At 44.2% G+C, this 15,842-nt stretch carries 13 protein-coding genes and 1 tRNA gene; 5 read left to right on the forward strand and 9 right to left on the reverse strand.

Annotated elements, in window-relative coordinates; genetic code table 11:
* Positions 1–11: 11 nt before the first annotated feature.
* Positions 12–398: an START-like domain-containing protein gene (locus DW039_RS16720; RefSeq protein WP_005824726.1), complete on the reverse strand. Its 387-nt coding sequence runs from the start codon at positions 396–398 to the stop codon at positions 12–14.
* A gap of 256 nt (positions 399–654) precedes the next feature.
* On the opposite strand from DW039_RS16720, the gene DW039_RS16725 reads away from it, so the two are divergent.
* The 5 genes from DW039_RS16725 (at position 655) to DW039_RS16745 (ending at position 6,002) form a co-directional block, all read left to right on the forward strand.
* Positions 655–728 (forward strand) — tRNA-Met (locus tag DW039_RS16725).
* A gap of 189 nt (positions 729–917) precedes the next feature.
* On the forward strand, positions 918–2,252 hold the full coding sequence (locus DW039_RS16730; RefSeq protein ID WP_005824723.1) for a TolC family protein: 1,335 nt from the start codon (positions 918–920) through the stop codon (positions 2,250–2,252).
* Positions 2,253–2,328: 76 nt separating this feature from the next.
* Positions 2,329–3,423 (forward strand): HlyD family secretion protein, encoded by a 1,095-nt coding sequence (locus DW039_RS16735; RefSeq protein ID WP_005834867.1) that lies wholly within the window; start codon positions 2,329–2,331, stop codon positions 3,421–3,423.
* Between the two features lie 34 nt (positions 3,424–3,457).
* Complete coding sequence (locus DW039_RS16740; protein WP_005834866.1) at positions 3,458–5,098, forward strand: hypothetical protein; 1,641 nt, start codon at positions 3,458–3,460, stop codon at positions 5,096–5,098.
* A 37-nt stretch (positions 5,099–5,135) separates the two neighbouring features.
* Positions 5,136–6,002, forward strand: a complete 867-nt coding sequence (locus DW039_RS16745) for an AraC family transcriptional regulator (RefSeq protein WP_005834864.1) — start codon at positions 5,136–5,138, stop codon at positions 6,000–6,002.
* Positions 6,003–6,008: 6 nt separating this feature from the next.
* Here the strand turns inward: DW039_RS16745 and DW039_RS16750 are convergent, their stop codons facing one another.
* The 8 genes from DW039_RS16750 to DW039_RS16790 all read right to left on the reverse strand — a co-directional run bounded on the left by DW039_RS16750 (position 6,009) and on the right by DW039_RS16790 (position 15,813).
* On the reverse strand, positions 6,009–7,448 hold the full coding sequence (locus tag DW039_RS16750; protein WP_044468372.1) for a PAS domain-containing sensor histidine kinase: 1,440 nt from the start codon (positions 7,446–7,448) through the stop codon (positions 6,009–6,011).
* 20 nt (positions 7,449–7,468) lie between these two features.
* The gene (locus tag DW039_RS16755) at positions 7,469–8,590 is read right to left on the reverse strand and encodes a sensor protein KdpD (protein ID WP_005834862.1); all 1,122 of its coding nucleotides are present in this window, start codon (positions 8,588–8,590) and stop codon (positions 7,469–7,471) included.
* A gap of 112 nt (positions 8,591–8,702) precedes the next feature.
* Positions 8,703–9,458, reverse strand: a complete 756-nt coding sequence (locus DW039_RS16760) for a hypothetical protein (protein WP_120382158.1) — start codon at positions 9,456–9,458, stop codon at positions 8,703–8,705.
* A gap of 147 nt (positions 9,459–9,605) precedes the next feature.
* Positions 9,606–10,178, reverse strand: coding sequence for a K(+)-transporting ATPase subunit C (locus DW039_RS16765; protein WP_120382159.1), 573 nt, complete (start codon positions 10,176–10,178; stop codon positions 9,606–9,608).
* 12 nt (positions 10,179–10,190) lie between these two features.
* Entirely contained in the window at positions 10,191–12,239 is a 2,049-nt protein-coding gene (kdpB, locus tag DW039_RS16770) for a potassium-transporting ATPase subunit KdpB (protein ID WP_005834857.1), read from the reverse strand.
* Positions 12,240–12,269: 30 nt separating this feature from the next.
* Positions 12,270–13,976: a potassium-transporting ATPase subunit KdpA gene (gene kdpA, locus DW039_RS16775; RefSeq protein WP_009037805.1), complete on the reverse strand. Its 1,707-nt coding sequence runs from the start codon at positions 13,974–13,976 to the stop codon at positions 12,270–12,272.
* 18 nt (positions 13,977–13,994) lie between these two features.
* On the reverse strand, positions 13,995–14,075 hold the full coding sequence (gene kdpF, locus DW039_RS21515; RefSeq protein ID WP_055305132.1) for a K(+)-transporting ATPase subunit F: 81 nt from the start codon (positions 14,073–14,075) through the stop codon (positions 13,995–13,997).
* A gap of 385 nt (positions 14,076–14,460) precedes the next feature.
* Positions 14,461–15,813, reverse strand: a complete 1,353-nt coding sequence (locus DW039_RS16790; RefSeq protein ID WP_008662930.1) for a sigma-54 dependent transcriptional regulator — start codon at positions 15,811–15,813, stop codon at positions 14,461–14,463.
* Positions 15,814–15,842: the final 29 nt, after the last annotated feature.

Here is a 15,842-nt window from a genome sequence, read left to right on the forward strand (position 1 = left end):
TCTAAAGTTAACTAAAAACCACAAGTTCTTCGCAAAGTATCCACTTGCGATTCCCATAATTCACGCGAATCACCCACCTCGTCTATATCGGCAAAGTCTGTTATCTCCAATACGAAATCATTGGTCAACTCATTGTTTGTCATCTTCAGTTCGAAGTATTCTCGCTCGTTCTCATCGTCCAGCCAGCGGAAGCGGATGAATGAATACGCCCGCACGGCAATAATCTCGGCATCACGTTTTTCTGTTTTTCCCCAAAAAAAGGTTACTGTTTTATCGTCTGACTGAACCCTATCAGCAAACCAGCCCTCCAAACCAGTAGGGGTACTTATCGCTGCCCAAAGAATACTTTTAGAAGTCGCATTCAAGAGATATTCCAAATGTATTTTCTTTCTTTCCATAGTCTATTCTGCTTTTTATTGCGCCAGCCAAGATAAATACTTTTTTCTAATTACAGAAAATAAATCATCAAATTTATTTATACCTCCCTTTCCATACACCCCTAATTCATTGATAATGTTATACAAAGACTTTTAATAAAAAGTACTGCAAACCACTTCAGCACCCTATCAGCAAAAGAAAAAGCAGAAAATATCCATAAAAGTTTTGGCAATTTAAATAAAAGCTATATCTTTGCACCCGCAATCGAGAAATGATGGCGGGATAGCTCAGCTGGTTAGAGCGCATGATTCATAATCATGAGGTCCCCGGTTCAATCCCGGGTCCCGCTACAAAGAAGATTTAGACTGTTAGGAGGCTTCCACTCTTGGCGGTCTTTTTTGTTTTTAATACTCGTTTTTTACTATGGTTTGTTTTCAAATTATAGTAAAAAGGAAAATATGAATACAAACAGTTGATATATGGATAGTCCTCTTGCATTTTAAGCCACTAACTTTGTGTGCAAATATCAAGTGACTATTATGAAAAGACAACTGTTCACATTTTCCTTTCTGTGTCTGCTTGCACTAGGTACAAGAGCACAAGATACCCTAACCTTGGAGGACTGCCTCAAAATAGGTATCGAAAACAATTTGTCCTTACAAAGCAAACGGAAGGAAATACAAAAAGGGAAATACGGCATCTCTGAGAATCGAGCCAAACTACTGCCCCAAATCAATGGTTTTGCCAACTATAACGACAATATCGATCCACCCGTATCCGTTACCGATGGTTCAGCGTATGGCAATCCCTATAATGTAACCCAAACTTTGCAATACAACGCCAACTTCGGATTACAGCTGCAGATACCACTTTATAACCAAACACTCTACACCACTCTGTCCATAGCTAAAACCATGGATGAGATGAATCGCCTTTCTTATGAAAAGGCAAGAGAAGACCTCATCCTTCAAATTAGTCAAATGTACTACCTAGGACAGGTTACAGCTGAACAGATTATTTTGATAAAAGCCAACATCACTCGCCTAGAAGAGTTGAGAGATATCACTCAGGCCTTCTATGACAACGGTATGGCTATGGAAGTAGATGTGAAACGCGTCAACATCAACCTGGAGAACCTCAAGGTGCAACACGACAACGCACAAGCCATGATGGAACAGCAACTGAACCTACTGAAATACATCATCGACTATCCGGCAGAAGAAAATATAGCACTGGTACCGGTGAATACAGAAATGATTACGCCCGCAGCACTCACCGGGCTATCTGAAACACTATATGAACTACAGCTGCTGCAATCACAGAAACAACTCGCAGAGCAACAAAAAACAATAGTCAGCAACGGTTACATCCCCTCCTTGAGCTTGACGGGAAGCTGGATGTTCTCTGCCTATACGGACAAAGCTTACCATTGGTTCCATTCCGGCCCTTCCAACCATTGGTATCGCTCCTATGGAGTGGGACTCTCCTTGCGCATTCCCATTTTCGACGGACTGGACAAACGCTACAAGATGCGTAAGGCAACCATTGACATAGAGAACATCAAACTCGCTCAAGAGAATACCCGAAAAAATCTTCAGACACAATATCTGAATGCTACCAATGACCTGATGAACAGCCAGCGTAACTTTAAGAAGCAGAAGGACAATTATCTGCTTGCTGAAGATGTATATACCGTTACCATGGACCGTTATCGGGAAGGAATCGCCTCAATGACCGAAGTGTTGCAGGACGAAATGCGGATGAGCGAAGCCCAAAACAACTATATCAGTGCCCACTACAATTACCGGATAACCAATCTGACTTTGCTGAAGCTGACGGGACAGCTGGAGACGTTGAGCCCCTCAATTCATTAAAGAGGAAGATGAATAGAGCCCGTATTCAAGGACGGATGTATATATAATAATAAGTAAACAATATAATATAGAAAATATGGAAACAAAAGAGAACAATAACACCGCAAGTACCCACCAAGAAAAAGCACGGAAATTGAAGAAGCTTCGCCGTTGGCAAATCGTTGTCAGCCTATTAGGAATAGCTATCCTTATCTGGGGAATTATTCAAGTGGTCTGCCTCTTTTTGAACTACAAACGGACGGAAACCAGTAATGATGCACAGATTGAACAATACATATCTCCCGTCAATCTGCGCGCATCAGGATATATCAAGAAAATTTGTTTCACAGAACACCAAGAAGTACACAAAGGAGATACCTTACTTATATTGGACGACCGGGAATATAAAATCAGAGTCATGGAAGCTGAAGCTGCACTCAAGGATGCACAAGCCGGTGCCACAGTCATTGGTGCCACACTACAAACCACGCAAACTACAGCCTCTGTCTACGACGCCTCCATAGCAGAGATAGAAATCCGCCTTACCAAGCTGGAGAAAGACCGCCAACGATACCAGAATCTGGTGAAGAGAAACGCTGCCACCCCCATTCAATTGGAACAGATAGAAACCGAATATGCAGCTACCCACAAGAAGTTGGAAGCCGTGAAACGACAACAGAAAGCTGCCTTGTCGGGTGTGAACGAAGTGTCACATCGCCGTGAAAATACCGAAGCTGCCATACAACGGGCAACAGCCGCACTCGAAATGGCACGACTGAATCTCTCCTACACCGTAGTAGTAGCTCCTTGTGATGGGAAATTGGGGCGGCGTACTCTTGAAGAAGGACAATTCATCACTGCCGGACAAACCATCACCTACATTCTGCCTGACACACAAAAGTGGATTATAGCCAACTACAAGGAAACCCAGATTGAGAATCTGCACTTGGGACAAGAAGTAGTCATTACCGTCGATGCCATCAGCGACAAAGAATTCAAAGGAAAAATCACTGCCATCTCCGGAGCCACCGGCTCCAAATATTCCCTAGTGCCCACGGATAATTCTGCCGGCAACTTCGTGAAGATACAGCAACGCATCCCAGTCCGCATCGACTTTACCGATTTGTCCAAAGAAGACAACAGCAGCCTTGCCGCCGGTATGATGGTAATAGTCAAAGCGAAGATGGAATAATGATTAGTGTTTAATGATTAATTTTTAATTATCCATGCCCTCATCCCCCAAGAACTATCCCTTCTACAACTGGGTACCTAAGCCGGTAGGTATCATCATCCTATTCGTATTCTTTTTGCCGATACTGACTGTAGGCGGTACCTACTCGGTGGCAAGCACCGAAATGATGAGCGGGCTCGGCATCATTTCCGAGCATATCCAGTTTGCCAACTTCGCCACTTCCATCGGTATGGCGGCATTCTGCCCCTTTCTATATAGGCTGGTAGTCATACGCCGGCAGAAAATGATGTGTCTGGCAGGATTCTCCCTGATGTACATCTTCAGTTATATCTGTGCCAAGACAGACAGTGTTTTCCTGCTGGCACTATGCAGCATCTTTATGGGATTCCTACGAATGGTACTGATGATGGTCAACCTCTTCACCCTCATAAAGTATGCAGGGCATATCGAAGCGTACGATAAGATTACACCCGGCAACGAGCCTGTAACCGGCGAAGGCTGGGACAAGCTGGACATCGAACGGAGTGCGGCACAACCTGCCATCTACCTATTCTTCATGGTACTGGGACAATTGGGAACCTCGCTCACCGCCTGGCTCGCCTTTGAGTACGAATGGCAGTACATACACTACTTTATGATGGGGCTACTATTACTTTGCATCCTCATCACATTCATCACTATGCCTTATCATAAATATACCACCCGCCGCTTCCCCATCAACCTCAAGCAGTTTGGCAATGCCTCCATCTTCTGCATCACACTGGCCTGCATTACCTACGTGCTTACTTATGGCAAAGTGCTCGACTGGTACGACGACCCAACCATACGATGGGCCACAGTCTGCGCCATCATTGCTGGTGGTATATTCCTCTACATCGAGTCTACCCAACGCAATCCTTACTATCAACTCGATGTATTCAAACTGCGCACCATCCGTATGGGTTTCCTATTCTATTTTCTGTTAATGGTACTGAATTCCAGCGCCATGTTTGTCAACGTATTCACAGGCATAGGCATGAAACTGGACAACTTTCAGAACGCCACCCTAGGCAACTGGTCCATGCTGGGCTACCTCATCGGCGGTATAGCCACCATCTGGCTCAGTGTGAAAGGCGTACACTTCAAATATCTCTTTGCCGCCGGTTTCCTTCTATTGGGGCTTTCCACCATGTTCATGTATTTCGAGGTACAAGGTGCAGGACTGTACGAACGGATGAAGTATCCGGTCATCATCCGTTCCACTGGTATGATGTTCCTCTATTCGCTGATTCCAACCTACGCCACCCAACGCATGCCTTACAAATATCTTTCTTCCTGGATATGCACCATGCTTACCGTACGCATGGTATTGGCTCCCAGCATCGGAGCCGCACTCTATACGAATGTACTGCAAGAACGCCAGCAGCACTACGTCACCCGCTATGCACAGAATGTAGACATGCTGCACCCCGAAGCGTCCGCCTCGTTTACCCAAACTGTACAAGGTATGCAATATCAGGGAAAGAGCAAACAAGAAGCAATCAACATGGCTGCCATATCCACCAAAGGACGCATCCAAGTACAAGCCACTCTCTCTGCTATAAAGGAAATGGCAGGATGGACACTCTATGCCTGCCTGATTTGCATGATATTTGTGCTTGTCGTGCGATATCCTAAACGAAAATTACTAACTTAGCGGACAATTTTCAGTACAACCTGTAATTTTGTCTGTTATGGATACCCAACAAGAACGTTTATCCCACTTGGACCACGCATTGTCAAACGGAGAAAACATTTGTAGTTCAGAAGGTATGCTCTGCTCCTTTCCCACCTCCCTGAAGAAACCTTTTATGATTAATGGAGCAGGACTGATAGTTTGCCGCCAGGGTAACTTCACCTTTTCGCTCAATATGAAAGTATTCTCGGCCCAGGCTGGCGAAACAGTTTTCATTCCGGAAGATTCCCTCTTCCAAGTGCTGAGCGAATCGGAAGACCTGCAACTATTCATATTCATTTACCAGATAGAACCGATAAGGGACATCATAGGCAATTCAGTGGCAACCATGTACCTATACATGCAGCTCCGGACCGAACCATGCTACGTATGGAACACCGGAGACGAAGAAGAAGTTCTGAAATACATGTCCTTACTGGACAATACCCTGCACTTAGACAACAACACCTTCAACGACAACGAACAAAGGCTGCTTCTGCTGGGACTCACATACCGCATCTGTTCCATTTACAACCGTAAACTGATGAACCTTAAAACAACGGTTGGCCACAAACATGAAATTTTTATCCGGCTGATTCAGTTGATAGATGCGCACTACACGGAAGAACGCGGTGTAGAGTTTTATGCAGACAAACTCTGCTTATCACCCAAATACCTCTCTGCACTATCCAAGTCCGTCTGCGGATTCACCGTGCAGGAACTGATATTCAAATCCATCATCCGCAAAAGCATCTCACTACTCAAGAACACCCAGAAAAATATCCAGGAAATCGCCGATTTCTTCAATTTTCCCAATGCTTCTTATTTTGGTACATTTTTCAAGAAACAAACAGGCATGTCTCCGCAACAGTACCGCAAAAAATAGAAAACGTTACGCTTTCAACCGGATAACGAAGCGGCTCCCCTTACCCAGCTCACTCTGAACAGTCAGTGTACCGCCATGCGCTTCCACAAAGTCTTTCGAAATGGAAAGTCCTAAGCCACTACCTTGCACTTTAGTGCCCGGCACTCGGAAATAACGGTCAAAAATGCTCTGGTGATAACGCGGGTCGATACCTTTTCCAAAATCCTGCACATACATTTCCACAAAATCCTCGTCATGCTTGGCGCCGATAACCACCCTCCCGTTCTCTTTGGAATAGCGGATAGCATTACTCAACAAATTGGTGAGTACCCAAGCAATCTTTTCGCTATCGACAAACAATTTAGGCATTTTTTCTTCCGGATACTCCACTTCTATCTGAATGCCGAATTTATCAGCCTGTACCTGATTAGCCTTGATGGCATACTCTATCAGTTCAATGGGCTTTGTTATTTTAGGCATCATCTGCAGTTTACCGGCTTCTACCTGCGTCATGTTCAGTAGTTCTCCGGTAATCCCAAGAAGGCGATCAGCATTTTCCTTAATGCTGTTCGATAATTGCTCCTGCTCGTCGTTCAACACCCCTACCCGTTTGTCCTCCAACAACTGCAGACTCATCAGAATAGCGGATATAGGCGTTTTCAGTTCATGAGAAATAGTCGAGATAAAAGTAGTCTTGGCACTATCCAATTCTTTGAATTCTGTAATATTTTTCAGTAAAATCACATCACCAAGATTATGAGGTTCGTCATCATCAGCCTCTGCATTTATAATGGTAATGTAAGAAGCTTTAAAGTAACTCTCCTTATTGTCTGCATAAATCTTCAACGGTTCTTTCTTTTCACCCGGATTTACCAATTCACGAACTAAACGGCGGAGCAAATCATTCTTCAAAGAAAGCTCCTCAGCCGAACGGCGAATTACCTCTTCCCGTTTTAAATTCAGCACAGTTAAAGCCTCATTATTGATAAAGAGAATTTCCCTATTACGGTTCAAACCAATAATAGGTTCATCAATACTATTCACAATAGCCTCAAGAAATTTCTTAGCAGAAAGTATGTCGTTCAGCGTACTGGCGCGATACTCCGTCAGTCGTTCCGCCATCCGATTAAAACTATCAGCCACTTCACGAAATTCCTCGTGTCCACTCATATCCAGACGTTTCTCATAATTATGGTTCGCTATTTCAAGAATCCCACGCGTCAGTTCTTGAATAGGTTTGCTGATGGAACGGGGAAGCCATACCAACAATATGATACTGGCAAAAATACATACCCCACCTATCACAGAAATCCAGAGCAATGCACGTTGCAATCCCGGTACAGCAGCAGGACTATCCGGCTCTGTAGCCGTCAGTATCTGTAGATTCACCACAGAAAGAGCAACCAACAAAATAATCATTCCAGCCAATACCCCTACGCTGAGTATCAATTTTGTACGAATATTCATAATGTTCCTAAGAATTAATATTATGCAAGTATAATCAAATCTATGTTTACTTGTGCCAAATCACGCACAAATTTTCGGTATTTCAATATCATGAACAATGATTTCGGAAAAGAAAGTGACGGACTTCCCATGCAGACAGTTGTTATCTGTTTCTCCCTACAAGTATCAACAATGCTTCCCAGCACATCCGGCGATTGCACCTGAACGACCTCCCCTCCCAGTTCGGTCACCAATTTGAAGTGGTTCAATAAATACCTTTGATTTGCCAGACCGATGCGGTCAGTACTTTCTCTGGGAGTCTGCACATAAAGGGCAACAAACGAAGTATTGTAGCGGGTTGCCAGACGTGCAGCTTTACGAATGATGCGTCGTGGTGTTTTCTCGTTGCTGCTGATACATGCCAGAAATCTCTCATGACGGACTCCCACACTGGTAACCACTTCATTCTCCACTTTCTTTTCCACCCGTAAAGCCACCTCTTTTAAAGCCAGTTCACGTAATTGGAGAATATTTTCCGTTTTAAAGAAATTGTTCAAGGCAGTAGAGACCTTTTCCGGCTTGTAAATTTTTCCAGCTTTCAGACGGGCTATCAATTCTTCCGCAGTCAAGTCAATATTCACCACCTCATCTGCCTCTTGCAAAACGCTATCGGGAATACGTTCCTTCACCTCAATACCCGAGATGCCTTGTACTTCTTCATTGACACTCTCAATGTGCTGGATGTTAACGGCAGAAATCACATTGATACCCTCATCAAGCAAATCCATCACATCCTGCCAGCGTTTCTCATTCCGGCTACCTTCCACATTGGTATGTGCCAGTTCATCCACCACTACTATCTCAGGGTGTATCTGGATAATGGCATCCAAATCCATTTCTTCCAGCTCTTTTCCTTTATAGAATATCTTACGACGAGGAACAACGGGCAATCCTTCCAACATAGCATCCGTACCGGCACGCCCGTGTGTCTCTATATAGCCTATCTTCACATCTACTCCGTTGTCAAGTAACTCGTGTGCTTCCTGAAGCATACGATAAGATTTACCTACACCAGCAATCATGCCGATGTAGACTTTGAACTTGCCACGCCGCGACTTTTTAATCAAATCAAGAAAATGCTGTACGCTTTCTTCCCTACTCATTTCTTCTGTTTTTTTACTTGTCTTATATATGCCATATAACCCGTAACGATCATCACGACCGCCACGGGCATCCAACACTAATTCATGAGTTCTAAAGTTATATCTAAATAAATCATGGCCTTAAAGTAAAGCCGAATACCAGATGTGCATCTTCCATACGAGGGTTCCAAATGGCTTGTGCAAATACAGGTATTGAGAAACTGTCAGTAATCTTGATTTCCGTAATACCTTTCAGTGCCACATTGGTTACGGCAAATCCACTGTTAGGAACACCATATACTCCTACCCCAGCTTCATAAGGCAGAAATCCGCAAGTCAGGTTCAAATCTACAGACTTAACACTGAACGGATAGTTGAATTCAACATACGAAGAATAGTTCTGCCTGCCTTTGTCATCTTTGTCAGCTCCGGCAAACATTGTGTACCAAGCGATTGACAAAGGGAACTTTTCAACCGGCAATGTATAGGCTAATCCCGCTTCAAAGTGATGAGCTGTTTCGTGACTCTTAAAATTAAAATACTTTCTTGCTCCTTGTCCGCCCCACCACAAGCTGGCAACAGAAAAAGTTAGACCTGATTCTCCCAAAGCATAGGCAGCCGTCAAATCAATCTCCTTAGCCGCAGCCCCTTCTCCTGAAGAAACTCCGTCAAAATCGGTAGAGCCCCATGCCGTCAAAGAAAAATCACCGACCCCAAAACCCAAAGTGGGCTGAAAACTGACTCCCGTCTGGTAAAAGCCGCGCCAAACATAAGAACTGACTAAATCACCTTGTATTGTAAATTCCTGAGCTTGCACTTTGCCGGTTCCCATAAAACAAGCAACCACCATACTCGCAAGAACTAGAATTGATATTTTTAAACTTTTCATATCCAACTATTTATTTACCATTACTAATCAATCGTTGAAAGGCAGGAAGGAAGTTTCGGCTCCCCCTGTAAAATGACAGCCTTTCACTGCCTGAACAGAAATACTTCCGTTCCTGCCCATAACACATGACAAACACAACTAAAAAAATTATTTATTCTGATCGACTCCTTCTAATGCAATGTTCAGTTTCAGCACGTTTACAGTTTCCGTACCAAACAGTCCTAAAAAGGGTTTGCTGATGTTCTTGTCTACAATGGCTTTCACTTCAGCCTCGTTCATGCCACGTGCCTGAGCCACACGCTTCACTTGTACATAAGCACAAGCAGGTGTGATATGTGGGTCTAGACCGGAACCACTGGCGGTTACCATTTCAGCAGGCACATCCTTGCGGCTCAGATAAGGATGATGTACCAGAAAAGTATCGATACGGGCTTCCACTTCTGCCAGGTATTCATCGTTCGTAGGTCCCTTGTTACTACCACCCGAAGCATCGGCTGTATAATTACCCGCAGATGGGCGTCCCCAGAAATAAATATCTTGCGTAAACATCTGGCCTACATTGGCTGCACCTACCACTTTACCATTGAGTGTTGCCACCTCTGCATTTCCCTTGTTGGGACCGGCGAACTGTGCAAATATCCACAAGACAAGGATATAGAACAGAGAGAAAAATATGCAAAATGCAATTGTTATTTTAAATGATTTCCAAAGAGTTTTCATTTTATCCAAGTTTTAAAAAAACAGACTAACTATCATATCTATCAGTTTGATGCCGACAAACGGAGCAATGACGCCACCCACACCATAAATCAACAGATTGCGACGAAGTAGCGCACTGGCACCGATCGGCTTATACTGAACACCTTTCAAAGCCAACGGAATCAAGATAGGAATAATGATAGCGTTGAATATGACAGCCGAGAGAATGGCCGTTTCAGGGCTATGCAGTCCCATAATGTTCAGAGGAGCCAACTGAGGGATGGCTACCATAAACAAAGCAGGGATAATAGCAAAGTACTTGGCAACGTCGTTCGCAATGGAGAAGGTAGTCAACGTACCGCGTGTCATTAACAACTGTTTGCCAATCTCCACAATTTCAATCAGCTTCGTCGGATCGTTGTCAAGGTCCACCATGTTACCAGCTTCTTTGGCTGCCTGCGTACCGCTGTTCATTGCCACCCCCACATTAGCTTGTGCAAGGGCGGGAGCGTCGTTTGTACCGTCACCCATCATAGCCACCAGCTTACCGGCCTGCTGTTCTTTTTTGATATATTCCATCTTGTCTTCCGGCTTGGCTTCAGCAATGAAATCATCTACTCCAGCTTTCTCTGCAATATATTTGGCTGTCAAAGGGTTGTCACCGGTCACCATCACAGTTTTCACACCCATCCTGCGAAGACGCTCAAAACGTTCCTGAATGCCCGGTTTGATAATATCCTGCAACTCAATTACCCCAGTAACTTTCTGATTGACACATACCACCAGCGGAGTTCCACCGTTGCTGGTAATTACAGCAATCACCTCTTCAATCTCTTTCGGGAACTTGTTTCCGGCATTTTCCACAATCTTGCGAATAGCGTCGAATGCGCCTTTACGTATCTGAGTACCATCCTGCAAATCCACACCCGAACATTTTGTTTCGGCTGTAAACTTAATCATATGAGCACCGGTAGTATTCAAATCACGCATACGATGACCGTTTTCACGTCCCAGTTCAATGATAGACTTACCCTCCGGAGTCTCGTCAGAAAGTGAGGACAACAAGCAAGCCTCTACGAACAAATTCTCGTCAACACCCGAAGCCGAATGAAACTTAGTAGCTTTACGGTTACCGATTGTAATGGTGCCAGTCTTGTCTAGCAACAAGGTATCAATGTCACCGGCTGTTTCTACCGCCTTACCGGATTTTGTAATTACATTAGCGCGCAAAGCACGGTCCATCCCAGCAATGCCGATGGCAGAAAGCAGTCCGCCGATAGTAGTCGGTATCAAGCAGACAAACAAAGATATGATGGCTGCAATGGAGATATAAGTTCCCGGATGGTCAATATTCGTATAATCAGCCATAGGAATCAACGTTACACATACAATAACGAATACCAAAGTGAAACCAGCCAGAAGAATAGTCAATGCTATTTCGTTCGGAGTCTTCTGGCGAGTAGCGCCTTCTACCAAAGCAATCATCTTGTCAAGAAAGCTCTCACCCGGTTGCTGCGTCACCAATACCTTGATTTTATCAGAAAGAACTTTTGTACCACCAGTTACGGAACTCTTGTCACCACCGGCCTCACGGATAACCGGAGCAGATTCACCGGTAATGGCACTTTCGTCAATGGAGGCCAAACCTTCCACAATCTCACCGTCGGCAGGAATCGTATCTCCTGCTTCACAAATAAAATAGTCACCTTTCTTCAAACGTGAACTGCTAACGGTATGGATTTTACCGTCAACCAACACTTTAGCAGGAGTCTCTTCACGGGTTTTACGCAAACTGTCAGCTTGGGCCTTACCACGAGCTTCAGCGATGGCTTCAGCAAAATTAGCAAACAGTAACGTCACAAACAAGATGATGAATACCAATAAATTATATCCGAATGCTCCATATTCCGAAGTACCCAATGAAAGGAAACAGACAATCAGCATGACAACCGTTACGACTTCCACCGTAAACATAATTGGATTCTTTATCATCACCCGTGGATTTAGCTTCACGAATGATTGCTTCAAACTTTCCATTACTTGCTCCTTCTGAAACAGAGAAGCTGATTTATTATCTTTCATACCTATGAAATTACTTTTTACAAACTACTATTACAAACTGAAATGTTCAGCAATCGTACTCAATGCATGTGCCGGGAAGAATGACAAGGCAGCCACAATAAAGATAACGGCAAAAGTCATCACACCGAAAGTTACTGTATCTGTCTTCAGCGTACCGGCACTCTCCGGAACATATTTCTTTCCGGCCAACAGACCAGCAATGGCTACCTGACCTACGATAGGCAGGAAACGTCCTAAAATCAGCGTCCAGCCGGTAGTATAGTTCCAGAAGTAAGTATTGTCGCCCAATCCTTCGAAGCCAGAACCATTATTGGCCGCAGCCGAAGTATATTCATAAAGCTGCTCACTCAGTCCGTGGAAACTGGGATTATTCAACCAGCCGCCTTCACCTGCCACAAATTCAGGATAATGAGCGAACAAAAAGCAAGAAAGTGCCACACCGCCCAAGATGATAAGCGGATGAAGCAGTGCCACAATGGTAGCAATCTTCATTTCACGCGCCTCTACCTTCTTACCGAGAAATTCCGGAGTACGTCCCACCATCAGTCCACTGATGAATACGGCGATAATGATGAATGTATAATAGTTCATGAAACCTACACCCACACCTCCAAACCACGTATTAATCTGCATGTTCAGCATTTCCATCATACCGGAAAGAGGCATCGTTGAATCATGCATACCATTCACAGAGCCATTGGAAGTAACTGTAGTCACAATACTCCAAAGAGCAGTAGCAGCAGACCCTAAACGGACTTCTTTACCTTCCATTGCTCCATTGTCTTGAGCAATTCCCATCTCATCAATGCGCGGATTACCTCCCATCTCCTGCGAAACATTGATGCAAACACCGACAAGAAAAGCAAAAAGCATTACGCTATAGATAGAGTAAGCCATCTTCTTACGTTTGATGTAAAAGCCGAGTGCAATCACCATAGACATTGGTATAATTAGGATAGACCAACATTCTGCAATATCTGTCAAGTAAGTAGGATTTTCCAACGGATGTGAAGAGTTACATCCAAAGTAACCGCCACCGTTCGTACCCAATTGCTTGATAGGAACAATCGCTGCCGTAGGACCTTGTGAAACCAACTGGGTTTGTCCTTCCATCGTCTGAACTTCCAGCTTACCATCAAATCCCATCGGAGTACCTTGTAGAATGAGGATGAAGCCCACAATCAACGAAAGCGGTAATAATACACGGGTACAGCTCAAAACCAAGAACTTCCAGAAGTTACCGATAGTCTTCGTCGATTTAGCAGCCATACCCTTCATGATACCTGCCATAGCTGCCATACCGGTAGCGGCGGTAATGAATTGGAACAACATAATGACGAACAACTGTGTAAAATATGTCAGTCCGCTTTCACCGGAATAATGCTGCAAATTACAGTTCACCATAAAACTGATACATGTATTGAATGCCAGGTCCGGTGTCTGGTTAGCGTTTCCATCCGGATTTAACGGCAACCACTGCTGTGTACAGAGTAGCACCATGCCCCATACAAACCAAAAGGCATTCAGAATCAGCAGGGCTTTCAAGAACTGTTTCCAGTTCATCTCTTCCTCCGGATTGACTCCGGCCACTTTATAAATCAATCTCTCGACCGGCTTCATGAAATCCGACCATGTCTTTTCGCCTTTGTAAACCTTGGCAATATACTTTCCCAGAGGATAGGATATCACAATCAGCAGAACAATCTGCAAGGCTACACCTAAAATTTCAGTGTTCATTTCTCCACTCTCCATTCATTAAAACTTTTCGGGTCTTATCAGCACATAAGTCAGATACCCGAACATTACAATACCTAATACAAATAAAGCTGTGTACATAATTCTCTCTTTTAAATCTTCTCAAACCAATCTACGCATTTCCAGAAAAGCCAAAAGGCGAACAAACCGCTCAATAGGCAAAAAATAAATGATACTGTTATTCCCATGTTTTTACCTTTTAAAATGTTACTACATATTTTTGTCTGCCAGGAATGTGCCAAATATGTGCCAAAAAGAGCGCATATACCATACACCATTAATTATCAACAAAATACATACTAAACAAGTATAAAAAGAAACAGGTTGCACCCTTTCAAAATGAAAAGGTGCAACCTGTTTTGATATGTTTTAGCCCATAGGCACTTTCTGCTTCTAAGCCTGTTTCAAGAATAATCTTGCCACGGTCCTATATCGAAGGTACCTCAGTCGTATACTGAGCCCCCTATTATAGATCTGAGATCTTGTATTCCTCAATCTTCCGATACAACGTCGTCAAACCTATTTTCAATAACCGGGCTGCTTCTGTCTTATTCCCCTTTGTATACTCCAGTACACGGGCAATGTGCCGGCGTTCCATAGCTGAAAGTTCAAAACTGCCGGGACTTGAATCATTGGAGTGTTCATAATGGGCATTCTGAATATCAAACGGCAAATCAGCAATGTCCAGATATCCGCTCTCGCAAACAATCATACTGCGTTCTATCACGTTACGTAATTCACGAATATTTCCCTTCCACGGTTGGGAGTCCAATGCTTCAAGAAATGCGGGAGCTATTTCAACCACCGGACGCGCCAGCTGTTCCGCAAAACTCTTTATAAAAGCCTTCGCCAACAGCCGGATATCACCTGCACGTTCGCGCAATGGCGGCAGATGTATCTGAAATACGCTTAATCTATAAAACAAATCCTCGCGGAAACGTCCGGCAACAATCTCCTGGGACAAGTTGCGGTTCGTAGCGGCAATGATGCGGACATTGACACGGGTAGGTTTCGTATCACCTATCTTAATATACTCACCGGTTTCAAGAATACGCAGCAACTTGGCTTGCAGTTCAAACGCCATCTCACCGATTTCATCCAAAAAAATAGTCCCATTATTCGCTTCCTCGAACAGTCCCTTCTTATCCTTCAATGCGCCGGTAAACGAACCGGCTTTATGACCGAACATTTCACTTTCCAGCAACTCCTTGCTGAACGAAGAACAGTTAACCGCTACAAAATTCTGCCGTGCACGCTTACTACTGTAATGGATGGCCTGGGCAAATACCTCCTTACCCGTGCCCGTTTCTCCAGTCAACAGAACAGGAACATCAGTCCCTGACACCTTCTGAGCTAATGAAACAGCATCCTTCAGGACTTTGGATTCTCCCAGGATAGAATCAAAAGAGTACGTCTGTCCCACCTTCTTCTCCAGTTTTTCCAACCGCACATTCATACGCGCTTTCTCTACAGCACGGCTTATCAGAGGAATAATCTTGTTATTATCGTCTCCCTTGGTGATGTAGTCGAAAGCACCGTTCTTGATGGCCTGCACCCCATCGGGAATATTGCCGTGCGCTGTCAGCAGAATAACTTCCACATTGGGTGCCGCCTTCTTGATAGCCAACACCAGGTCTACCCCATTTCCATCGGGCAGAAACACATCACACAAAACTACATCGGGATTTTGGAGTTCCAGTTGCTTCAGGGCAGCCCTGCAATCACCAGCCTGACAGACGTCATATCCCTCCAACTCCATCATCCGTGTCAGAAGGGTACGGATTTGTACCTCATCATCAATGATTAGAATCTTACTCATATCTATTCGATAAGTTTTTAAACTGATAA

Source organism: Bacteroides sp. AF39-16AC (assembly GCF_003602735.1).
Taxonomy (GTDB): Bacteria; Bacteroidota; Bacteroidia; order Bacteroidales; family Bacteroidaceae; genus Bacteroides; species Bacteroides uniformis.

Coding starts and splice junctions, on each gene's coding strand:
- DW039_RS16755 (WP_005834862.1), bottom strand. CDS start 8,590: ATGAGTAGGGAAGAAAGCGTACAGCATTTTCTTGATTTGATTAAAAAG.
- DW039_RS16745 (WP_005834864.1), top strand. CDS start 5,136: ATGGATACCCAACAAGAACGTTTATCCCACTTGGACCACGCATTGTCA.
- kdpF (WP_055305132.1), bottom strand. CDS start 14,075: ATGTACACAGCTTTATTTGTATTAGGTATTGTAATGTTCGGGTATCTG.
- DW039_RS16750 (WP_044468372.1), bottom strand. CDS start 7,448: ATGAATATTCGTACAAAATTGATACTCAGCGTAGGGGTATTGGCTGGA.
- DW039_RS16735 (WP_005834867.1), top strand. CDS start 2,329: ATGGAAACAAAAGAGAACAATAACACCGCAAGTACCCACCAAGAAAAA.
- kdpA (WP_009037805.1), bottom strand. CDS start 13,976: ATGAACACTGAAATTTTAGGTGTAGCCTTGCAGATTGTTCTGCTGATT.
- DW039_RS16760 (WP_120382158.1), bottom strand. CDS start 9,458: ATGAAAAGTTTAAAAATATCAATTCTAGTTCTTGCGAGTATGGTGGTT.
- DW039_RS16740 (WP_005834866.1), top strand. CDS start 3,458: ATGCCCTCATCCCCCAAGAACTATCCCTTCTACAACTGGGTACCTAAG.
- DW039_RS16765 (WP_120382159.1), bottom strand. CDS start 10,178: ATGAAAACTCTTTGGAAATCATTTAAAATAACAATTGCATTTTGCATA.
- DW039_RS16730 (WP_005824723.1), top strand. CDS start 918: ATGAAAAGACAACTGTTCACATTTTCCTTTCTGTGTCTGCTTGCACTA.
- kdpB (WP_005834857.1), bottom strand. CDS start 12,239: ATGAAAGATAATAAATCAGCTTCTCTGTTTCAGAAGGAGCAAGTAATG.
- DW039_RS16720 (WP_005824726.1), bottom strand. CDS start 398: ATGGAAAGAAAGAAAATACATTTGGAATATCTCTTGAATGCGACTTCT.
- DW039_RS16790 (WP_008662930.1), bottom strand. CDS start 15,813: ATGAGTAAGATTCTAATCATTGATGATGAGGTACAAATCCGTACCCTT.